Below are 19726 nucleotides of genomic sequence, written 5' to 3'. Positions count from 1 at the left end.
GAAGAGAATTATGATAACATTCTTTTCTCAATTAAATATCATTACTAACAAATAAAGTTCAAAAGATAGTGTAAAAGATAATACATTTTGTTAATATTAGTAATATAAAATAAATTTAAAAATGGAGATGAATATATTGATTGAAAATAAATTTATAGAAAAATTAAAATATACTAAAAACATACCAAACTCTTTGTATAAAGACTTAAGACATAACTTTTTATTTCATTCAAATAAAATAGAAGGAAGCACATTCACAAGTGAAAGTTTACAAGATTTAATTGAACACAACATTGTAAAGGGCGACCATACTTTAGATGATGTTATAACAACAGTAAATTCAAGCTATGTATTTGAAACTGTAATAGATACATTGGGTGAATACTTAACTGAAAAGTACATAAAAGATTTACATGGTCAACTTATGTATAATTCAAATATTCATAATATGGGGCTATCTGGTATATACAAAAAAATACCAAATAGAATAATAGGAACTAATAGTGTATTAGCCCAACCATTTGAAGTGGAACCAAAGATGTTAGAACTTATTGAGTGGTATAATAATTTAAAAGATATTACATTAAAAGACTTAGCAGAATTTCATTATAGATTTGAAATCATTCATCCTTTTCAAGATGGTAATGGAAGAATAGGAAGATTTATATTACTTAAACAAATACTTGAGAATAATTTGAAATTGATTATAATATCGAGTAATACTGTAGATGATTATAGACAGGCTTTAAAAAGTTGTTATAATGAATATTATAAACCTTTAGAACAATATTTTGAAAGTTTAGATGACTACAAAGAAAAAAATAAAGATTTATGGAACTTTTAACTTATAATTAAACAAATGAATGGAAGTGAAAACTATGCTTTACAGAACGGAAGATTTAAATACTTTTGCAGGTATTGGAAGTTCCAAAGGTGTTTATTATAAATGGAAAGATTCAAATTATTATTATAAGACAGGGACTTTATTTTTTGGAGAATTTAGTCCACTAGAACCTATTACTGAATGTATATGTAGTGACATAGGAAACTTATTAAATGTAAATAATATAAAATATGATTTAGTAAAAGTTCATACAAAGGGAAATTCAGATTTTGAAGAACAAGATATACTTGTGTGTAGAAGTTTAAATTTTTTAAATGACAATGAAGAACAATTTATAACTATGAGAAAACATTATAATAGAAAAGTGGATTATGATACGATTATAAATGATTTTCCAAACTTTAAAGAACTTTTAAATCAAATGTTAATATTTGATTTCATTGTTAATAATATTGATAGACATTATAATAACTTTGGATATATTAAGAATATCAAAACCAATAAAGTTAGATTTGCACCAATATTTGATAATGGATTGAGTTTATATTCTATGTTAGATATCGAGACATTAAAAACATTAAAAACTAAACCTTTTAATAAAAAAAAGTATGATAAAGCTAAACCATTTATGAATAAACATTATTCACAAATAAAATTGATAAAAGAACTTCCACAAATAAATTTAGATTTTAATGACTCAGATATAGAAAAAATATTATTAAAATACAAAGATGTTATTTCAAAAACTAGAATAGAAATGATATTTGATTTAGTTAAGGAGAGATTACATTATGTTAGACAAATATACGCTAATGTTTAAAGACATTCCTATAGGTGATTTTATTTATGATGAAAATAAAGATAAATTTAGTTTTAAATTGTATGATACAGTAGATAATATAAATTATTTGCCACCACTGTTATATGATTACACAGATTTAAAACTTGATTATCAACCTAATGATAAAAATATAAGAGATTTTATAGGGGATAGAGTTATGCCAGAAGAGAGACATGGATTGAATAGTATCTTGGAAGGTCTTGGATTAGATTTCTATGACCCTTGGGAGATATGTAAAAAATGTCATGGTTGTTCACATGAAGACTATTGGTGGCTTAAAAAAGACGGGGATAATTTTGATTGGAGAGATTATCATCAAATTAGTTAATAGTGATTAAAATAACCATTTTAGAAGGAGAAAAGATGCTTAAAACGTTATTTGTTTCATTAGCAATTTGTGTAATTATAAGACTATCTATATCAACATTTAAGAAAGCTTTGAACTTCTTAAATATGTTTAAAAGCAAGAAAGAAAGTTTTGTTGGTTGGCTTATTTTAGTTGCATTGAGTTTAATTATCTATTGTTTAATAGATATAATATTGTAAAAAAATGATATAGTTTAGAAATATATGTAGATAAAAGATAGAATTAAAAGATGAACATAGTATGACAATCGTAATCTCATATAGTATACTTAAGTTGAGGTGATTACATGACTTGGAATGATTTAAAAAACAATGATATAACATATATAGTTGAATATATTAATAGTAAGTTAAATAATAGTAAGAGCTTAACTAAAGTTGCCATAGAGCTTGGTGTGTCTGAAAGTAGTATAAGAAAATATCTCACTAAAAGAGGTTATAAGCGTATAAATGATGAGTATATATTTATTGGTGACAATAGTATGACAAAGGTAGTAAATAGTAAATCACAAAGTAATAATGATAATATATTTAATATGACAATAGAAGATGACAACAGTAATAACGTAGTAATTGACAATCAATTTAAAAATAATATAATTTCTTTAGCAAAAGACTATGACAAGATACAGAATGTATTAAATTGGTTTGAGAATAAAGAAGATACAAATGTAATAGAGGTTGTACAGGATGGTATTAAAATTGATTTACCTTCAAAAGATGCTATAAGGACTACAGTTAGGTTGAATAAAGATGCATGGAACTTATTTGATGAGTTTTGTGAAAAATTTAGAGAGTTTAATAAGTCTGATTTAATGAGTATGGCATTACTTGAATACATAAAAAAATACGATAAATAATATTTTGTATTATTGTAATCATTACTATTTCAGGGTAATAACTATAATATAAAATGGAGGTATTATTATGGTTGATAAAATAACAATAGATGAAGTACTTGAATTTATAAAGTCAAAAGGTTATATATATAGTCAAGAAATCAGAAAAGAATTAGATAATCTTTGTCCGATTTCTGATAATGAAATAGATAGGTGCATAGAAGAAAATGATGTTGTATTCAGAAGGTTGGCAAGTAAATGATTACACTTGAATAAACTCGTTAAATATGTGTTTTGTGTTATGTAGATATAATTCTAAGAATTTATTTTAATATAAATAAAAATGACAATAAAATCGTAGTTTTAATTCAAATAATCTCATTATTTTGAGGTTATTTTTTTATTTTCTATTTAAAACGGAGAAGGTAAATGTTATAATATGTATATAATTAAAAAAAGGATGTTTGAATTTATGAATTATAATTTAAAAAATGAAAATGTATTATCAGAGCTATTACAAAATGAAGATGAAAAAACAAGGATTGGCATACTCAAAGTTTATAAAGTTTTAATATTTTGGTTTGCTAAAGAAGGAAAGCTTATTGAGAATGGAAATGACTATATTGTTGAAATAGTAGGTAATGATAAAGAAAAAATTGTAAAAGATATGAATCAGAATAAAACATACAATGCTATAATGGCTATAATTTTTAAAATTAATAAGATATTTAAAACTTTAAATTACGATATTCACTTTTCTAAACCAAAAAATTTAGTCGCTGAATTTGATTTATCAAAATACCTAACACAAGATGAAGTCCTTCAGGTATGTAGTAAGTTAACTAATGCACAAGATAAGTTTATAATTTATGCAGCTTTTTGTGGACTTATTGGTAAAGATGCTGAAGACATAAGGGGTATAAAAATAAAAGACATAGATTTAGAAAAAAGATTAATAAAGTTAAAGGATACAGAGTTTAGGCTGGACAAGTTCTTATTTGATTTTACAAAAGATACATTAGAACAAAAAGAGTATAAACAATATTTGGAGCAAGGCAGTAACGCTGCTGAGTTTTATCTATTTAATTCTAATTCTGAATACTTAATTAAAACTAAACCAGATGCTAGATATGGAAATGGATTAAAAGAGATGGGATATTCGACAATTCGTAAAAGATTACTTATAATTAATGATTACTTAGATAATAAAGTACAGTTGAATTTCACTAATTTAAAAATTTCTGGTATTATGTATCAAATGCAGCTAAATGAAAAAAAATATACTCAATCTGGTTGCTGGACTAATAAAAGTTTAAAAGAATTCAAAGAGGACAATAATTTAAACTTTAAAATACAGGAAGTTTTATCTATTTATAAGCAGAAATATGCTAAAAAGGAGTAAGTTATGAGCAAAGATATAAAAGAGAATAATATAAATCTAAACAAAATAGACTTAATTATACATGCTATTTATGATACAGAAACATTTAAATTATTAACAAAAAAGTTTTTTGAAATCTTTAGAATACGTAATGATTTACCCACTGAAAAGGTAAAACCTATTTTTGAAGATTTTGTATATTCTACAATTGCTGATAAGATTGATGAATTAGACACTCCTACTAAGGCCAAAAGGTTAAGAAAAAAACATAGCAAAAATGCATGGGATTTAAAGAAGAGATGGATGAGGATGACCTTAGAATCTATGAATAAGACAGCGAATAAGTTATTAAAAAAAGAATATGGAATTGTTAAGGGTGAATTTATAAAAACTGGTAGAATTATTACTGCTGCTGTAGATAGTCCTGAAGAATTACTTGAAATAAGAAAAGATTTTCTTGCACAATGGTCATCAAATTTATCTTATAACATATCTGACTACATTTATCTTGAAGAACTAAGTGACAGTAAAATTAATTCAGCATTTTCACACGATTTGATTCTATGTGTCACTAAAATATTACAAGATGAATATGAATTTGATATTAATAAGATAATTATTAAAAGTCCATCACAACTAGCTCCTGGTATATTTATACCACATAGCAGAGGAAGAAAAATAAATCACTTAAATGTAGCAAGAAAAGATGAGAATTTATATCAATCACATCCATATGATGCCATAAATGATTCTGGTACACAGATAGATATGTTTTATGAGTTTAATTTAGACCCTAATTCAAGTGATATTAAAAATATTGATGGGTTAAAATTAGAACTTACTAATCAGACAACAGAAAAGAAGGCTATCAGTAAGTTATTCTTAGACAAACAAGATTTAGATATAATTAGATTTGCTTATTCATATAGTTATTTAAATTCATATACTTTTTTCTTGTCAGATTTATTAAAGTATCTAGGATTAACAGATGCTAAAGCAAATTATCAGAAGGTAAGAGATAAATTAATGAAGTTACCATTTTATACTTTTTATACTGAGACATATGAAAAAGATGGCAGCTTAAAATCTCAAACAAGCTTCAACTTATTTTCAAGAATCCATATAGAAGAAATAAATGGAAGAAATGCTGTTCAAGTTACAAAAGCATTTGTTGAAGAAATTGAAAGAGTCTCAACTGAATTGATGTATAAAAATGAATTAAAAAAATTAAAACTACCACAGTCTATCAACTTAGCTTACTTACTTGAAGGTAGAAGAAGTTTTGAAATTAGTCAGGGAGTAAACATAGTAGATAAAAAATATACATTTGATATAGAACAACTAAAATGGTATGTACATTTAAATAATAAAAATAAACTAAAAGATAATATGAGATATATTGAAGATGGGCTTAAAGAGATTATGGAAAATCAATTTATAATAAAAAAATACGATGTAGGATATGGATATTTTGATATTTGGTTCTATGAGGATGTTGAAAAAAGAAAATGTTTAATAAATAATACAGTTTTATCTTTACCATCTTATATAGTAGATTAAAAAATAATGGTCTGTACTCCGTAGTAATTAATCTTATATATTTCTTATTACTCAAATTTAAAAAGTAAAAAATATGAATAATGGTCTCAGCTCCGTAGTAATTGTTTTTTGGCATTTTTCAAAAAACACAAATAATGGTCTGTACTCCGTAGTAATTCAAAAAACCACTAAAAAAGCTGTTTTTTAGGATAAAAATAATGTCGAAAAATTTTTTTTATTCTAAAATTCAGCTTTTACACCTCTTGAAATTGCTGCTCTCTAATATGAATAATGGTCTCAGCTCCGTAGTAATTTAGAAGTATTGAAATCACTATTCTCCAATATGAATAATGGTCTGTACTCCGTAGTAATTCAAATAGACAAAAACTTTTAATTTGGTTAAGATAAATTTATATAAATGTAAAATTTTTAGATTATTTTTATAATAATATATTTTTATAATAATCCATAAAAGAATAATGGTCTGTACTCCGTAGTAATTAATCTTATATAAGGAGAAAATTATGAGTATTAAATATAAAGATAAAGAATTCGTGCTTGTAGAAAAAAAGAATGTAAATGAATTGGACAACTCTAATATAAAATATATTGACCTGAAGGACAAGCAGTACTATGTAGTTACACAAGGTAGAAGAAGTAAGAGATTTAATAATGAAGATGTAAGTGAAATAAAAAAAGACTTAGATATTGGTATGAGTTTAAGAAAATGTGCTGAGAAATGGAATTGTAGTACAAGAACCATACAAGATATAAAACAAAATAAGTACTAACGAGGTATTATTTACATTTTACCTCATTAATATTATAATATTCTTATACTATAAAGGAGTTGATTTCTATGAAATGGTCAGAGGTTAGAAACTTATATCCTAATTCATTTGTAAAATTAGAAATTTTGGAATCGCATATACAAAATGAAAAGGAGTATGTAGATGAAGTAGCTCTTATAAAGGTCATTCCTAACAATAAAGACGCTTTAAAAGAATTCAACAGATGTAAAGATAAAGAAATTGTATATAACACCAAGAATAAAGAGTTTGTAATAGATATCATAAAACATATTGGTATAAGAAGAGGTTTGTAGTATGAAAAATTTCAAATATAAAAATGGATTATTATATACAGATATAGAAATCTTAATTGAAAATAAAAATATCCTTGTAAAAGATATTATCATTGATACCGGAGCATCTCATACTATAATATCATCTTCTTATTTAGAGGAATCAGATATTGGATTTAATGATGATGATACAATTGTAAAGGCTTCTGGTTATGGTGGGACTGTTCAATATTCAGTAAGGAAATTAGTTAATAAGGTTGCTTGTGGTGATATAACTCTTGAAAATATAAAATTAGATTTTGGAGAGATTGACCCAGAAGAAAAAGTAAATGGTTTATTAGGATTAGACTTTTTAATAAATGCTAACTTGATTATTGATTTAGTAGATAATCTATTAATAAAAAAATAAAACATGTTTATATAAGGATGTAAATACGATTATTGTAACTCATAAAGATAGATTAATTCGATTTGGATATGAATGGTTTGAGAGATTTTTAGGTAAATTCAATGTAGATATTATAGTTGTAAATAATGAAAGTCTTTCACCAAAAGAAGAATTAGTTCAAGATATAATATCAATACTTCATACTTTTAGTTGTCGCATATATGGATTAAAAAAATACAAGAAAAAATTAGAGAGGATGAAGAAGTTGAAAAGAGCATACAAAATAGAAATTAATCCTACTACTGAACAAAAATCTAAAATACATCAAACAATTGGTGTTAGTAGATTTATATATAACTTCTATATTGCTTACAATAAAGAAGTTTATGAGAATAAAGGTAAATTTATAAGCGGTATGGATTTTTCTAAATGGTTAAATAATGAATATATTCCTAATAATCAAGATATGAAGTGGATTAAAAATGTATCTTCTAAGGCTACAAAACAAGCTATTATGAATGGAGATAAAGCTTTTAAAGATTTCTTTAAAAAAACTAAAGGTTTTCCTAAATTCAAGAAAAAGAAAAATCAAGATGTTAAAGTATATTTTCCAAAGAATAACAAAACTGATTGGACTATTGAAAGGCATAGGGTCAAAATACCTACTCTTGGTTGGGTAAGACTAAAAGAATTTGGATATATACCAACAAATTCAATAGTTAAAAGTGGTACAGTAAGTCAAAAATCTGATAGATACTATGTATCTATATTAGTTGAAGAAGATGATATTCAAGTATCTAAATGTACTAATGAAGGAATAGGTATTGACTTAGGAATTAAAGATTTTGCAATATGCTCAAATGGGAGTAAATTTAAAAATATAAACAAGACTTCAACTGTCAAAAAAATTGAAAAGAAATTAAAAAGAGAACAAAGAAAACTTTCAAGAAAATATGAGAGTTTAAAAGTAAGAAATAAAAATATAAAAGAAGGAGTAGCTACTCGTCAAAATATCCAAAAACAGATAGTCAAAGTACAAAAAATTCATCAAAGATTAGCTAATATAAGAACTGATTATATTAATAAAACAGTATCCCAGGTAATAGAGCAAAAACCAAGCTATATAACCATTGAAGATTTAAATGTTACTGGAATGATGAAGAATAAGCATTTATCAAAGGCGATATCAAGTCAGAAGTTTTTTGAATTTAAAACTAAACTAACTGCTAAGTGTAAGCAAAATAATATAGAACTTAGAGTAGTTGACAGATGGTATCCATCATCAAAGACTTGTAGCCAATGTGGAGAGGTTAATAAAAGTTTAAAGCTTAAAGATAGAGTGTACAAATGTGAATGTGGCTTATCTATTGATAGAGATTTAAATGCAAGTATTAATCTTAAAAATGCTAAAAAATATAAGATAGCTTAAAAGCACTTATATATGTACGGAGGGCTAACTTCGGAATTTAAGCCTTTGGAGAACTATACCAAATCGCAGTAGCTTAGGCAAGGCGAGGTTCAATGAAGAAGGAAAAATCTCGATATGGATATATTTGACCATATTTTGAGTAGCAGTTATCACAATATGAGTATTAAATATAAAGATAAAGTAGTCTTTATTGTAGATAGTTCAGAAAAAGAGAAACTAGATAAATCAGGAATTGCATATGAAACTTTAGAAAATGAAAATTATTATGTAGTCCAGCAGGGAAGAAGAAGTAAAAGATTTGATAATGAAATGCAAAACCAAATTAGAAAAGAATTGGAAAATAATACTATTAGGGCAATTGCTAAAAAATATAAGACAAGTACAGGGATAATACAAAGTATAAAAGATTTTAAATACTAATTTTGTTTCTTCATTTACAATAAGAAACAAAATTAGTATAATAAGTTTATAGGAATATTATAACTTTTAATACCAAGGAGCGAATTATGAGTATTAAATATAATAATGAAAAAGTATTTTTGGTAAGTGAAAATGATAAAGAAAAATTAGAAAAAGCTGGTATAAACTTTGTGAGTTTAGATGGAAATTATTATGTGGTTTCTCAAGGCAAGAAACCTAAAAAGTTTACAGATAATGAAATAAGAGAAATTAAAAAAGATTTAGATAGTGGTATGAGTTTAAAAGATGCAGAGAAAAAGTATAGATGCAGCAAAAATACAATTATAAAAATAAAAAGGGGTAACTATTAGCAGGTTTAATTACTTACTTTTTGAACTAGTATGTGTTATAATATACCTATAAGATTATATAGGAGTGATTTTAGATGTTAGAAAATTTGATAAAAGAATACTTTTTAGATTCCTTTTGTATTGAAAATATTAATACAGATATGAAGAATTTAGAAATAAAAATAGACAATATATATAATTGCTTAATTAATACTTTAAATGAAAATCAGAAGAAACTATTATCTCAATTTGATGAATTACAAATAGAATTGAAACAATTAGAGATGTTTCAAAGTTACAAAAATGGATTAATAGAAGGAATTAAATTTACTTAAAATTTAGAAAAGGAGGATTATAATATGCAAGAATTAAAACCAGTTGCTAGAATATCAAAATCAAAATTAAAAGATATCTTAGATGTTTTTAAAACTTCTATAAGAAAAGTAGAAAAAATAGATTATTCTGCTTGTAATTCTTGTGCAATAAAAAATAATCCTTCTTTTGACAGTAATAAATTAGATGAATTCTGTTCAAATTGTCCTAAATTAAAAACTATATCAGAGTTTTCTTATGTTACAGAAAAAGAAACAGAATTAGGTATAATAGAGATTGTAACTAATGAAAGTAAATGTATGGCTTTAAGTAAAAGTGCTATAAAACAGTATTTAGCATATCACTTTATAGTATCTAATAAAAATTATGTTAGAAAATCAGTATCATTCAGAAATATAGCTGATATATGCAATGTTTCTGTTGTTACAGCTAGACATAATCATAATGTATTATTACAAGTTGGATTAGTTTATTCCACAGAAATAAAAAGAGGTAAATTCGATATAGTCATAGATGAAGAGTACAAAAATCATCTTAAAAAAGAAGATGGTGGAAAAGGTTACTTGACTATGTCATTGGATACTTTAAATCACTTGTTAAGTTTTGAAAATGTAAATGAGTTAAAACTTGAAATTAAAAAGTTAATTTGGGCTGATGCTAAAGGAAGTAAGTTAGGTAAAAGAATACGATTCAAAAAAGATAATCTTATCTCTATACTTCCAGAATACATAAAGAAATCAAACAAACGTACAGAAGCCTTTTTAAGAAGTTCTAAAACTTTATTTGATATAAGTAATGATACAATAGATACAAAGCGTTATGAGACGAAAGAAACTATCTCAGAGAAATATACAGAACCAATTAGAATACAAATATCAAAATTCTTCGATGATACTGGTTGCTCTTTGAGTTCTAATTATAGTAAAGTGTTATCTCAGATAAATTTAGATAGATATAATTTATTTGAAGAAGATTTAAGAAGTAAACTAGAGATGGAAAAAGATATTATTATAAATGACTTAGTTGGATTGTCGGTGCAGTATGGAGTTACTAGAGTTTTAGTAGCATTAGATTATATGTTTAATAAATATACAGTTGATGAAGAAGATATAAATTATAATGAAATACGTAATCCTGGTGCGTTTATAAGAACATTGATTGTTCAGAGCATAAATAAAAATGGAAGTTTAGCAATAGCAATTTAATATATGGAGTAGTTCAAAAAAATGATTTTGGCTACTCCTATTAGTGTTTGTATTCAAATTATAAAATACTTAAATAGAGCTATAAAGATCATAAAATCTTTTATTGGCTCTATTTTTTATGCTTATTTTCATTAAATTATATACACAATAGAAAGTTTTTTATACATATTACTAATTTAATTTTCCAATAACAATATATAATTATTAAACTTATTAAGAAACTTATTCTAAAAAAATAATAATAAATCAACAATACATTATTATTGAAATTTATATTTTATTGTGTTTATTGCAATTACTTTATTATATAAATTTTCTTAGCTCTCTAATTACTGTCTTTAACTACTGATTTTAGCTATTGTTTTAATTAATAAAATAAATACTGACAAATCTTTCTATTATTAATTCAAGTATTTGTATATTTGTTATAATTAGAAATATAAATAATTAAAAAGGAGGTAATTAAAATAATTGCTTTAGAGAAAACCCAAAATAAAGAAATTCAAATTATAGAAAAATTGATATCTAACAATTATTGTTTGCTAGATTATTTAGAATATCTTTATGATATAATATCTGTTGAAACATATTATCATAAGAATAATTCCGAATCGTTTGAAAAATATGCTAATGAAATGAAAGATATTTTTCAAAAAGTATTTTTAAATGTATATGATATTATATTAAATAATAATATTAATTACAAAAATATTTATAGTAAAACATTTGATTATTACTTTATAAAAAAAATAACTAAAGATATTTTAAAGAACGATAATTATACAAAAAACATACTAGATGATTTTAATGGTAAAAAAAAACTATCAGATGAAGAACTTGGATTTTCTATTATACATAACATCTATAGTACAAATTATACAGATGGAATTATTTATGATATTTATATAAATAAACATAATTATACAGATGGACTTTATAATTCTATTATATATATTCATAGCATATTTGATAATTATATAAAAAATGGATGTAAAAAAAGGGGATTTGTAATTAGCTTATATTTAAGTAGCTTTCTAGTTAGTATACTTTGTTTATTACGAAATATCAAAAAATTTGTAAATAATGAAGAGTTAATGATTATTTTTAATAATCTAAAATCGCAAAATAATACTGTAGAATATATAACAGATAAAATATATCCAATATATATCAATTTTTACAAAGATATATTTACTGATGAGTTTAATAAAAATACTTTTAGTATATTAATTGACGGAGTAAATAATTGTATTGATAATAAACTGATAAAAATAACACCTCTATATATAGATGAAATAGAAGTGTTTAAAGTGGATAGGGATTTTGATAATTTAATTAATTCTATTGAAAATAAATTTTTCTTTAATCATTTTAATCTTTATGAAGAGACAAAGTATATAAAACTATTTAATTTTATTATAATAAAATCTGGTGAATATATAGATAAAGATGATTTTTTAAATATAATAAGTAATAAAGCTTTTTACATAAAAAAGTTAAAAAATAAAGATAAATTAAAATCGATTATTGAAGAAAAAAATAGACTATTAGGTGAAATAAAAACTGATAAAGTAATTAAATTGAGTTTAAATGATGTTTGTAATGGTGTAGATTTTGAAGGGTTTTTAGAAAAATTATATTTTAAATTAGGTTACAATGTTGTACTTACTAAATCAAGTGGAGATCAAGGTGCAGACTTAGTAGTAGAAAAGAATAATCAAAAAACAGTTATACAAGCTAAATTCTATTCTGATACTGTAGGAAATAAGGTAATACAAGAAGTTGTGGCTTCTAAAGCATATTATAAAGCAGATAAATGTGTGGTTGTTACTAATAACTATTTTACAAAATCAGCTATAGAATTAGCTAGTGTTAATGATGTAATTTTGATAGATGGAACAGAATTAGATAATATTATAAGAGTAGCAAATTACATGTAAAGTAGCCAAATGGGATATTAAATTTACTTTTATCCAGATGGAACAAATAAAAAAGGGGACAAAAAATGCTAAAAGATACTTTAATAGAAATAAATAAAAGTTTTATAGAAGAGTGTAAAAATTCTCCAAAACTAACAGAAGATTTGGCAATGATGGAAAAATATATGGCTGAAAGTTATGGAAAAAGAATATTGGTTGAACTTTTACAAAATGCAGATGATGCAAAATCTACTTTTGTGAAGTTAATTGAAGATAAGAATAATTTGTATTTTGCAAATAATGGAAATAAATTTTCTGATGAAGATGTAATATCTATTAGTAGATCTGGCTCAAGCAGTAAGTCTAAAGAAGAAAGTATTGGTTATAGAGGAGTTGGTTTCAAAAGTACTACATATATAAGTAATGATATTATTATTTTTTCAGATAACACATATTTTTCATTTTCAAAAAAAATATGTGCAGAAGCATTGGAGATGGAATTTGATAAAGTACCAATTATCAGAATTCCTTTTTATATGAAAGATAGCTCTATAGATAGAGATATAAAAAATGTTGTATCAGAACTCAAAAAAGATGGATTTACTACAATATTTATTTTTAAAAAGGCAAAATTAGATATGATTAAAGAAGAAATAGATATATTAAATGAAGGGTACTTTATATTTCTGAGTAATATTTCTCAAGCAGAATTTAAGGTGAAATCACAAAGTAAAAGCTTTTATATAATAAGAAACTATAAAAATTCATATAAAAAAATAAGTATAAAATATAATAATGATATAGTTAAATGGTTGATTTTATCAGAAAATAATGTAGATTTAGGTTTTAAATTGAATAAAAATAAAATTGTTCCCTGTAATCAAGATGAATCTGTTTTTCATTGTTATTTACCAACTATGGATAAAATAGGATATCCCCTGAAAATAAATTCTAAATTTGATACAGATCCATCAAGAAAACACCTTACATTAAACGAAGAAAGTATAAAGCTTATGAAAATTTCAGCATTAAATATTTTTCAATTAGTAAAAAAAGTATTCATGTCAGAACAAGAAAGTAAGCATTTGGGAGGAATAGTAGAGTTATTACTTACTCAGATTTCTTTTGATAAATCTTCAATGGTATTCTCAGCGGAATTAAAAAATAATTTTATTAAAAATAAGTGGATATTATTAGAAAATAAAGAGGTAATCTCACCTAGAAAGTATAAATTAAAGCCAGATTGGATGGAAAAGTCGGAGTTTAATTTATTAAGAAATGCAAGTAAGAATATATCAAATCAAGTTGTTCCTAGGTTTGTAGATGAAAATATTTTAAAATATGAAGATTTTATTAAAAAATATAGTGATTCAAAAATTGACATAAAAGACATTTTAATAGAACTTTCTAATATATATGTTGTAAGAAATATGGATAAAATATTACTATCTAAATTATTTGGAAATATATTTTATAATATGTATCAAGAAAGATTTAATAATAACATATATGAAGAAATTTATAATTGTTATTTACCAATAGAAGAGAGTCTAATAAGAATAAAAGAACTTTGTTATGAGAATGAAGAAATAGATAAATATTTTTGTAAAGAAATATTTACCTATATTACAACAGACATATTGGAATGGATAGATTTAAAATATAATTTGAATTTAAAAAAAATAATTACAAGTAATTATAATGAAGAAGAGGTCGCCAATCTTAAACCTAAAAAAGAAACTGACAAATTGCTAGGAAATATGTTAAACAATATAAGTATATCATTGTCTTCCATAAAGTGGAGGTCTGCAGAACAGATATGTTTAATGCTTGAAGAACAAAGTGGATATATATCAAAAGATGTAAGCAAACAAAATCTAGGTTATGATATAGAAAGCAAAACTCTTGATGGTACTAAAAGATATTTAGAAGTTAAATCTATAAATAATAAACATGAATTTACAATTACAAATAATGAATATACAGCAGCACATTTGCATAATAAAGACTATTATCTTTGTTTAATAAATCATTCAGATGATAAATTAATAGTTACATATATACAAGACCCTTTAAACAATATAAAATTTGAGAAAAGAATAAAGCAATGGGAATGGTTTTGTGATGATTTTGATGGAAAAAATGTTATTATTAATTTATAATCAATTAAAATTAACTTAGAAAGAGGTATTTTTATGGCTTTAAAAAAAGAACAGAAAATAGAATTACTATTAGAAAATATCGAAATTTTAAAAGAGAACATTGAAGAAAATGCTTATTCAATTGGAAATGCTTTAGAGAAACTAATTAAATTTAATTCCGATATAGCATTTGATGTTTGGGTCAATTTACTTAGAAATAAAAAAGTTTTGAAAGAATATGCATTGACTCAAAGTATGATATATAATTTTTCTGAAGATAGTCCTGATAAAATGGTGGACTTTATTTTAGCTAATAGTGATGAATATAATAAATTGATAAAATCTCCTGAATATGATGTGTGTTCATTTGGTAATATGGCAAGACATCTTATTAATCAAGAAAAAATTCAAAATATAAATGATGTTATAACAAAATTATTAAGTACAAAAGGAAATAAAGTAAGTTTTATGGGAGATGTATTAAATGAATTAGATGATGATAATGTTTCTGAAGATTTAACAGAAATGTTGCTTTTTCACATAAATTCGTTTAAAAATAAACAGGAGAAAGCTAAACTAATAACATACATAATAGATTATATTTAAAAAAAACGTACTAATTCAGAAGTTTATATAAATTTCTGAATTAGTACGTTTTTTAAAGGATTACTTATATATTTGTATAATATAATTTTGTTTATATTTTTTAATAATTAGCATTAACTATACTAAATCTTGGTAGAAAATATATGACATAATTATCTAATTGAATATAAACACCATATTTACTTTTATAGCATTCAAGAGCTTCTTTGAAGAATATCTCTGTTACATTTAGATATTCAGACATTTCAGAGATAGTTTTACAATTTGCATTAAAAGCATTTATTATACCTCTAAGCCCTATTAATCTATCAAAAGCCATTAATCTAGCCTTGTATTCTTGTTTACTATTTTCAATTTTATTTAAGTCTAAAATATTTCCATATGAAGTATAATGATGTCCTAGTTCTTCTGCTAGCACACAAGCTTTTTCACTTATAGTATTAAGTTTATTTTTATTTAAAGCTATTCTATTATTTTTATATAATCCATGAGAATTTGAAATTAAAGGAACTTCTCTAACAATAATATTATTATCATCTGCTTCAGAAAGTAATTTTTCATAACTATTCATAAGTTCACCTACCAATTTTACCAATTATCCATATCATCTAAATCTTGTTTAATTTTTTCAATTTCCCCTTCTTCATGTAAATGTTCATTGTGTGCTGCTATTGTATCTATTTGACTATCAACTGTATATTTATCTATCTGAGTAAGTTCATTAACTCTTTTTATAGCCTCATTTTGACCAAAATCATTTAATTTATTAAAGTTAGATAATAGTTTTTTTTCGTTAGGATTATTTTCTAATTCTACTTCACCCCATCCCATAATTAGAGAAGGGGAAATTTTTAAAGCATTTGCTAATGCAATTATATTATTGCAACGCATATTTTCTATCATTCCAGTTTCCCATTTTCTAACCGTACTTTTCCCAACACCAACTAAATTACCTAATTCTTCATAGGTAAGACCTAATTCAAGCCTTTTTTCTTTTATAATATCTTTAATATTCACAGTTCCCACTCCTTTTAGATTATTATAATACAAAAGTGTCTTAAATACAACTTCGAGGTATGTTTATAAAGAAAAAGTGTCTTTAAAGACTTGACAATGTATAAATGAAGAATTATAATTTAAGTATCTTAAAAGACACAGGAGGTGAGTAAGTTGAATGTAAAATTACTTAAGTCAGAAATTATTTTAAAAGAAAAAAATGTATCTGATTTAGCCTCAGATATAGGAATAAGTAAATCTGCAATGTATAAGAAGATCTGTGGAAAAACAGAATTTACTTATTGCGAGATATCTCAAATAATGAAGTGTTTACAATTGAATAAGAAAAAAGCTATGGATATTTTTTTTAATTATTAGGTGTCTTAAAAGATACTAAAATTTAAAAAGGGAGATGGAAAAAGTGAATGAATTAAATATTAAAGGAAAACAGAAATTCATGAATTTAGAAATACCAGTTATAGAAGGTGGTTTTGGTGAAGATAAAAAATGTATGACGGATAAGACTATATCAGAAATACATAATCAGCCTAATTTTAAGATAAGAGAGAGAATAAAGGATAATATAAAAAGATTTAAAGAAGACATAGATTATATAGATTTAAAAGTTATCCGTGACACGGATGACAATTTAGAGCTATTACAAACACTTGGATATAGTAAAATGCAAATATCAAAAGCTGATAATATATTTTTATTATCTGAAAGAGGTTACTCAAAATTGATTAAGATAATGGATACTGATTTAGCTTGGGAGATTCATGATAAAATAATGGATGAATACTTCAATATGAGAGAACATCTTGTAGATAGTTATATGATTCAAGATTCCATTGAAAGAGCTAAAAGATGGATAGAAGAAGAAAAAGAAAGATTATTACTTAAAGAAACAATTCAAGTTCAACAACCTAAAGTAGAATATCATGATAAAGTATTAAATCCTGACAAATTAGTTACTACAACAGATATAGCGAAAGATTTAGGAATGACAGCACAAGGTTTAAATGTTTTGCTGTATACGAATAAGATAATATATCCAGTTAAAAAAAATGGAAGAACAAAATGTTGGAAACCTTATAAGGATTATCAATGGTTAATACCTGAATATGCAGATTTTAAAATAAGTGAATATGATACACAATTAAAATGGACTGAGATAGGTAGAAAATGGTTGATAGAATTTGTAGAGAGTATTAAGAAGATAAGTTAAATTAAAAATTTAAAATGTACTTTGAAAATTGAATAGTTAATACGAATTTATATATTAACATGGAGGTAGTTAATGGAGGATTTAAAAATAGTAGAAGAAAAAGGAATTATCAAAATATATACAACTGATGAAGATGTTAAGGTTGTAAATGGTAGAGAACTTTGGGAAGGATTAGGAGTTAAACAACAATTTTCAGACTGGATAGAAACAAACTTAAGAAATGTAGATGCTGGTCAAAATGAGTTTTACCTTTTAAAAGGTAAAACCTCTAAACAAGGTGGAAGACCTACAGATGAATACATAATTAAATTAGAAATAGCAAAAGAAATTTGTATGATAGCCGGAATAAGTCCAAGAGCAAGTAAGGAACTTAGAGAAAATTCAAAGAAATATAGAAAGTACTTAATAGAGGTAGAAAAGAAATATCAAAAAATAAAAGAAACTTTAGATACTAGTAAGCTTAGTCCAGATTTACAAATGTTTAAGAGAATATTTGATACAGTAGCAAAACAAGAACTTGAACAAAATCAATTAAAACAAGTATTAAAAGAAACAAAAGAAGAAATACAAGGAATTAGAGAGGTAATTTCATTAAGTCCTAAAAATTGGAGGGATGATACAAATAAGATAATCAAGCAAATAGGTAATAAACAAGGAGAATTTAACTTCATTAGAAATGAAAGTTATGAACTTTTGGATAATCGTTTTGGAGTAGACTTAAAAACTAGATTAAATAGTCAACTGCCACTACCCTAAAGGGTAGTAGCTTGTAAAAGCTAGTTGAATAGCCTGAGTTTACACTACGTTATGTAAGAATATATAGGTACTTTAGGATACTTCTCTAGTCCTAAACTCTACGGTATATCATTAAACATCACTGATGGCAGGTGAAGTGTGGTATATTTAAAACCTTTCATAACATTGGCGAAGAGAGCTTACCACCGTAAGGTGAGGTTAAATTATCTGAAAGGATTATACTATGGTATATGTAATTAATTTTGAAGGAAAACCATTAATGCCTACTACTAATGCAAAGGCTAGAAAATTATTAAAACAAAAGAAAGCTACTGTTAAAAGAGTTAATCCATTTATTATACAATTATTATATAAGACAGATACTGAATATATTCAAACTATAACATTGGGGATAGATAGTGGATATTTAAATATAGGATTTTCAGCTATAACAGATAGTAAAGAATTAATAGTTGGAGAAGTAAAATTGCTTCAAGGTATGAAAGATAGATTATTAGAAAAAAGTCAGTATAGAAGAATTAGGAGGCAAAGGTTAAGATATAGAAAACCTAGATGGAACAATCGAAAAATAAAACAAGGATGGTTAGCACCAAGTTTACAACATAAATTGAATACCCATCTTAAATTTATAGATTATCTTAATTCTATATTGCCTATCAGAAATATAGTAATAGAGGTTGCCAACTTTGATATACAAAAAATTAAAAATCCTGACATATCTGGAGTAGAATATCAACAGGGAGAACAAATGGGCTTTTGGAATGTAAGGGAATATGTGCTTCACAGAGATGGACATAAATGTCAAAATCCTAATTGTAAGAATAAGAGTAAAGAACAGATATTAGAAATTCATCATATTAAGTACAAGAGTGAGGGTGGTTCTGATGCTCCTAGTAATTTAATAACTTTGTGTAATAAATGTCATACATCTCCTAATCATAAAAAGGGTAAATTTTTGTATGATTGGTGTGAAAATGGTAAAAAGGTCAGAGGTTTTAGAGATGCTACATTTATGTCAATGATAAGATGGTACTTATTGGAACAGTTGAAAGAAAAATATACTAACATTAAAGCAACTTATG

At 24.6% G+C, this 19726-nt stretch carries 25 protein-coding genes and 1 pseudogene; 24 read left to right on the top strand and 2 right to left on the bottom strand.

Translation table 11 applies throughout. The annotated features are described in order from the left end of the window. Window positions 1-136: 136 nt before the first annotated feature. The 20 genes and pseudogenes from KGF36_RS11520 to KGF36_RS11430 all read left to right on the top strand — a co-directional run bounded on the left by KGF36_RS11520 (window position 137) and on the right by KGF36_RS11430 (window position 15664). Entirely contained in the window at window positions 137-844 is a 708-nt protein-coding gene (locus KGF36_RS11520; protein WP_255626192.1) for a Fic family protein, read from the top strand. Window positions 845-878: 34 nt separating this feature from the next. Then, window positions 879-1664, top strand: a complete 786-nt coding sequence (locus KGF36_RS11515; protein ID WP_227850678.1) for a hypothetical protein — start codon at window positions 879-881, stop codon at window positions 1662-1664. Continuing rightward, window positions 1636-2013 (top strand): hypothetical protein, encoded by a 378-nt coding sequence (locus tag KGF36_RS11510; RefSeq protein ID WP_227829023.1) that lies wholly within the window; start codon window positions 1636-1638, stop codon window positions 2011-2013. Before KGF36_RS11515 ends, KGF36_RS11510 begins: the two co-directional genes overlap by 29 nt. A gap of 35 nt (window positions 2014-2048) precedes the next feature. Then, window positions 2049-2231 (top strand): hypothetical protein, encoded by a 183-nt coding sequence (locus KGF36_RS11505; protein WP_227829024.1) that lies wholly within the window; start codon window positions 2049-2051, stop codon window positions 2229-2231. Between the two features lie 107 nt (window positions 2232-2338). After that, complete coding sequence (locus KGF36_RS11500) at window positions 2339-2911, top strand: integrase (protein ID WP_227829025.1); 573 nt, start codon at window positions 2339-2341, stop codon at window positions 2909-2911. 67 nt (window positions 2912-2978) lie between these two features. Next, complete coding sequence (locus KGF36_RS11495; protein ID WP_227825741.1) at window positions 2979-3152, top strand: hypothetical protein; 174 nt, start codon at window positions 2979-2981, stop codon at window positions 3150-3152. A 210-nt stretch (window positions 3153-3362) separates the two neighbouring features. After that, a complete protein-coding gene (locus KGF36_RS11490) occupies window positions 3363-4292 on the top strand; it encodes a hypothetical protein (protein WP_227854724.1) in 930 nt (309 codons plus the stop codon). 3 nt (window positions 4293-4295) lie between these two features. Continuing rightward, window positions 4296-5831: a hypothetical protein gene (locus KGF36_RS11485; protein WP_227829027.1), complete on the top strand. Its 1536-nt coding sequence runs from the start codon at window positions 4296-4298 to the stop codon at window positions 5829-5831. A 503-nt stretch (window positions 5832-6334) separates the two neighbouring features. Then, window positions 6335-6601 (top strand): helix-turn-helix domain containing protein, encoded by a 267-nt coding sequence (locus KGF36_RS11480; protein ID WP_227825738.1) that lies wholly within the window; start codon window positions 6335-6337, stop codon window positions 6599-6601. 68 nt (window positions 6602-6669) lie between these two features. Beyond that, window positions 6670-6915 (top strand): hypothetical protein, encoded by a 246-nt coding sequence (locus KGF36_RS11475; RefSeq protein ID WP_227825737.1) that lies wholly within the window; start codon window positions 6670-6672, stop codon window positions 6913-6915. A 1-nt stretch (window position 6916) separates the two neighbouring features. After that, entirely contained in the window at window positions 6917-7303 is a 387-nt protein-coding gene (locus tag KGF36_RS11470) for a retropepsin-like aspartic protease (protein WP_227854723.1), read from the top strand. Between the two features lie 22 nt (window positions 7304-7325). Further along, window positions 7326-7576 (top strand): annotated as a pseudogene (locus tag KGF36_RS20480) (IS607 family transposase); the annotation flags it as partial. Next, the gene (locus tag KGF36_RS11465; protein WP_413926884.1) at window positions 7548-8711 is read left to right on the top strand and encodes an RNA-guided endonuclease InsQ/TnpB family protein; all 1164 of its coding nucleotides are present in this window, start codon (window positions 7548-7550) and stop codon (window positions 8709-8711) included. The pseudogene KGF36_RS20480 and the gene KGF36_RS11465, both read left to right, overlap by 29 nt. A 156-nt stretch (window positions 8712-8867) precedes the next feature. Next, on the top strand, window positions 8868-9131 hold the full coding sequence (locus tag KGF36_RS11460) for a helix-turn-helix domain containing protein (protein ID WP_227825734.1): 264 nt from the start codon (window positions 8868-8870) through the stop codon (window positions 9129-9131). Window positions 9132-9217: 86 nt separating this feature from the next. Then, window positions 9218-9481 carry a helix-turn-helix domain containing protein gene (locus KGF36_RS11455; RefSeq protein ID WP_227825733.1) on the top strand — a complete coding sequence of 88 codons (264 nt, stop codon included), beginning with the start codon at window positions 9218-9220 and terminating at the stop codon, window positions 9479-9481. Between the two features lie 74 nt (window positions 9482-9555). Next, on the top strand, window positions 9556-9795 hold the full coding sequence (locus KGF36_RS11450; protein ID WP_227825732.1) for a DUF6809 family protein: 240 nt from the start codon (window positions 9556-9558) through the stop codon (window positions 9793-9795). Window positions 9796-9819: 24 nt separating this feature from the next. Continuing rightward, complete coding sequence (locus KGF36_RS11445; RefSeq protein ID WP_227854722.1) at window positions 9820-10998, top strand: hypothetical protein; 1179 nt, start codon at window positions 9820-9822, stop codon at window positions 10996-10998. Window positions 10999-11537: 539 nt separating this feature from the next. Next, on the top strand, window positions 11538-12938 hold the full coding sequence (locus KGF36_RS11440; RefSeq protein WP_227854721.1) for a restriction endonuclease: 1401 nt from the start codon (window positions 11538-11540) through the stop codon (window positions 12936-12938). A gap of 65 nt (window positions 12939-13003) precedes the next feature. Continuing rightward, window positions 13004-15079, top strand: a complete 2076-nt coding sequence (locus KGF36_RS11435) for a DUF3883 domain-containing protein (RefSeq protein WP_227854720.1) — start codon at window positions 13004-13006, stop codon at window positions 15077-15079. Between the two features lie 33 nt (window positions 15080-15112). Beyond that, the gene (locus tag KGF36_RS11430) at window positions 15113-15664 is read left to right on the top strand and encodes a hypothetical protein (protein ID WP_227831862.1); all 552 of its coding nucleotides are present in this window, start codon (window positions 15113-15115) and stop codon (window positions 15662-15664) included. Window positions 15665-15764: 100 nt separating this feature from the next. Here the strand turns inward: KGF36_RS11430 and KGF36_RS11425 are convergent, their stop codons facing one another. Beyond that, window positions 15765-16235 (bottom strand): ImmA/IrrE family metallo-endopeptidase, encoded by a 471-nt coding sequence (locus KGF36_RS11425; RefSeq protein WP_227854719.1) that lies wholly within the window; start codon window positions 16233-16235, stop codon window positions 15765-15767. Between the two features lie 17 nt (window positions 16236-16252). Further along, a complete protein-coding gene (locus KGF36_RS11420) occupies window positions 16253-16681 on the bottom strand; it encodes a helix-turn-helix domain-containing protein (protein ID WP_227854718.1) in 429 nt (142 codons plus the stop codon). Window positions 16682-16834: 153 nt separating this feature from the next. Here KGF36_RS11420 and KGF36_RS11415 point away from each other — a divergent pair, with 153 nt between their 5' ends. The 4 genes from KGF36_RS11415 to iscB all read left to right on the top strand — a co-directional run. After that, window positions 16835-17038: an XRE family transcriptional regulator gene (locus tag KGF36_RS11415; protein WP_227854717.1), complete on the top strand. Its 204-nt coding sequence runs from the start codon at window positions 16835-16837 to the stop codon at window positions 17036-17038. Between the two features lie 43 nt (window positions 17039-17081). After that, the gene (locus KGF36_RS11410; RefSeq protein WP_227854716.1) at window positions 17082-17888 is read left to right on the top strand and encodes a phage antirepressor KilAC domain-containing protein; all 807 of its coding nucleotides are present in this window, start codon (window positions 17082-17084) and stop codon (window positions 17886-17888) included. 72 nt (window positions 17889-17960) lie between these two features. Beyond that, entirely contained in the window at window positions 17961-18644 is a 684-nt protein-coding gene (locus KGF36_RS11405) for an antA/AntB antirepressor family protein (RefSeq protein WP_227854715.1), read from the top strand. A 223-nt stretch (window positions 18645-18867) separates the two neighbouring features. Then, window positions 18868-19726, top strand: an 859-nt coding sequence (gene iscB / locus KGF36_RS11400) for an RNA-guided endonuclease IscB (RefSeq protein ID WP_227854714.1), incomplete at its 3' end; no start/stop codon positions are given.

The organism is Clostridioides sp. ZZV14-6009 (assembly GCF_020658095.1).
Lineage (GTDB): Bacteria > Bacillota > Clostridia > Peptostreptococcales > Peptostreptococcaceae > Clostridioides.
Note: the sequence above shows the minus strand (reverse complement) of the source record. Positions and strands in the feature narration are given on the sequence as shown.

What these genes read in the sequence shown, in the direction of transcription:
- KGF36_RS11515 (WP_227850678.1), top strand. Translation starts at nt 879, where the DNA reads ATGCTTTACAGAACGGAAGATTTAAATACTTTTGCAGGTATTGGAAGT.
- KGF36_RS11510 (WP_227829023.1), top strand. Translation starts at nt 1,636, where the DNA reads ATGTTAGACAAATATACGCTAATGTTTAAAGACATTCCTATAGGTGAT.
- KGF36_RS11505 (WP_227829024.1), top strand. Translation starts at nt 2,049, where the DNA reads ATGCTTAAAACGTTATTTGTTTCATTAGCAATTTGTGTAATTATAAGA.
- KGF36_RS11500 (WP_227829025.1), top strand. Translation starts at nt 2,339, where the DNA reads ATGACTTGGAATGATTTAAAAAACAATGATATAACATATATAGTTGAA.
- KGF36_RS11495 (WP_227825741.1), top strand. Translation starts at nt 2,979, where the DNA reads ATGGTTGATAAAATAACAATAGATGAAGTACTTGAATTTATAAAGTCA.
- KGF36_RS11490 (WP_227854724.1), top strand. Translation starts at nt 3,363, where the DNA reads ATGAATTATAATTTAAAAAATGAAAATGTATTATCAGAGCTATTACAA.
- KGF36_RS11485 (WP_227829027.1), top strand. Translation starts at nt 4,296, where the DNA reads ATGAGCAAAGATATAAAAGAGAATAATATAAATCTAAACAAAATAGAC.
- KGF36_RS11480 (WP_227825738.1), top strand. Translation starts at nt 6,335, where the DNA reads ATGAGTATTAAATATAAAGATAAAGAATTCGTGCTTGTAGAAAAAAAG.
- KGF36_RS11475 (WP_227825737.1), top strand. Translation starts at nt 6,670, where the DNA reads ATGAAATGGTCAGAGGTTAGAAACTTATATCCTAATTCATTTGTAAAA.
- KGF36_RS11470 (WP_227854723.1), top strand. Translation starts at nt 6,917, where the DNA reads ATGAAAAATTTCAAATATAAAAATGGATTATTATATACAGATATAGAA.
- KGF36_RS11460 (WP_227825734.1), top strand. Translation starts at nt 8,868, where the DNA reads ATGAGTATTAAATATAAAGATAAAGTAGTCTTTATTGTAGATAGTTCA.
- KGF36_RS11455 (WP_227825733.1), top strand. Translation starts at nt 9,218, where the DNA reads ATGAGTATTAAATATAATAATGAAAAAGTATTTTTGGTAAGTGAAAAT.
- KGF36_RS11450 (WP_227825732.1), top strand. Translation starts at nt 9,556, where the DNA reads ATGTTAGAAAATTTGATAAAAGAATACTTTTTAGATTCCTTTTGTATT.
- KGF36_RS11445 (WP_227854722.1), top strand. Translation starts at nt 9,820, where the DNA reads ATGCAAGAATTAAAACCAGTTGCTAGAATATCAAAATCAAAATTAAAA.
- KGF36_RS11435 (WP_227854720.1), top strand. Translation starts at nt 13,004, where the DNA reads ATGCTAAAAGATACTTTAATAGAAATAAATAAAAGTTTTATAGAAGAG.
- KGF36_RS11430 (WP_227831862.1), top strand. Translation starts at nt 15,113, where the DNA reads ATGGCTTTAAAAAAAGAACAGAAAATAGAATTACTATTAGAAAATATC.
- KGF36_RS11425 (WP_227854719.1), bottom strand. Translation starts at nt 16,235, where the DNA reads ATGAATAGTTATGAAAAATTACTTTCTGAAGCAGATGATAATAATATT.
- KGF36_RS11405 (WP_227854715.1), top strand. Translation starts at nt 17,961, where the DNA reads ATGGAGGATTTAAAAATAGTAGAAGAAAAAGGAATTATCAAAATATAT.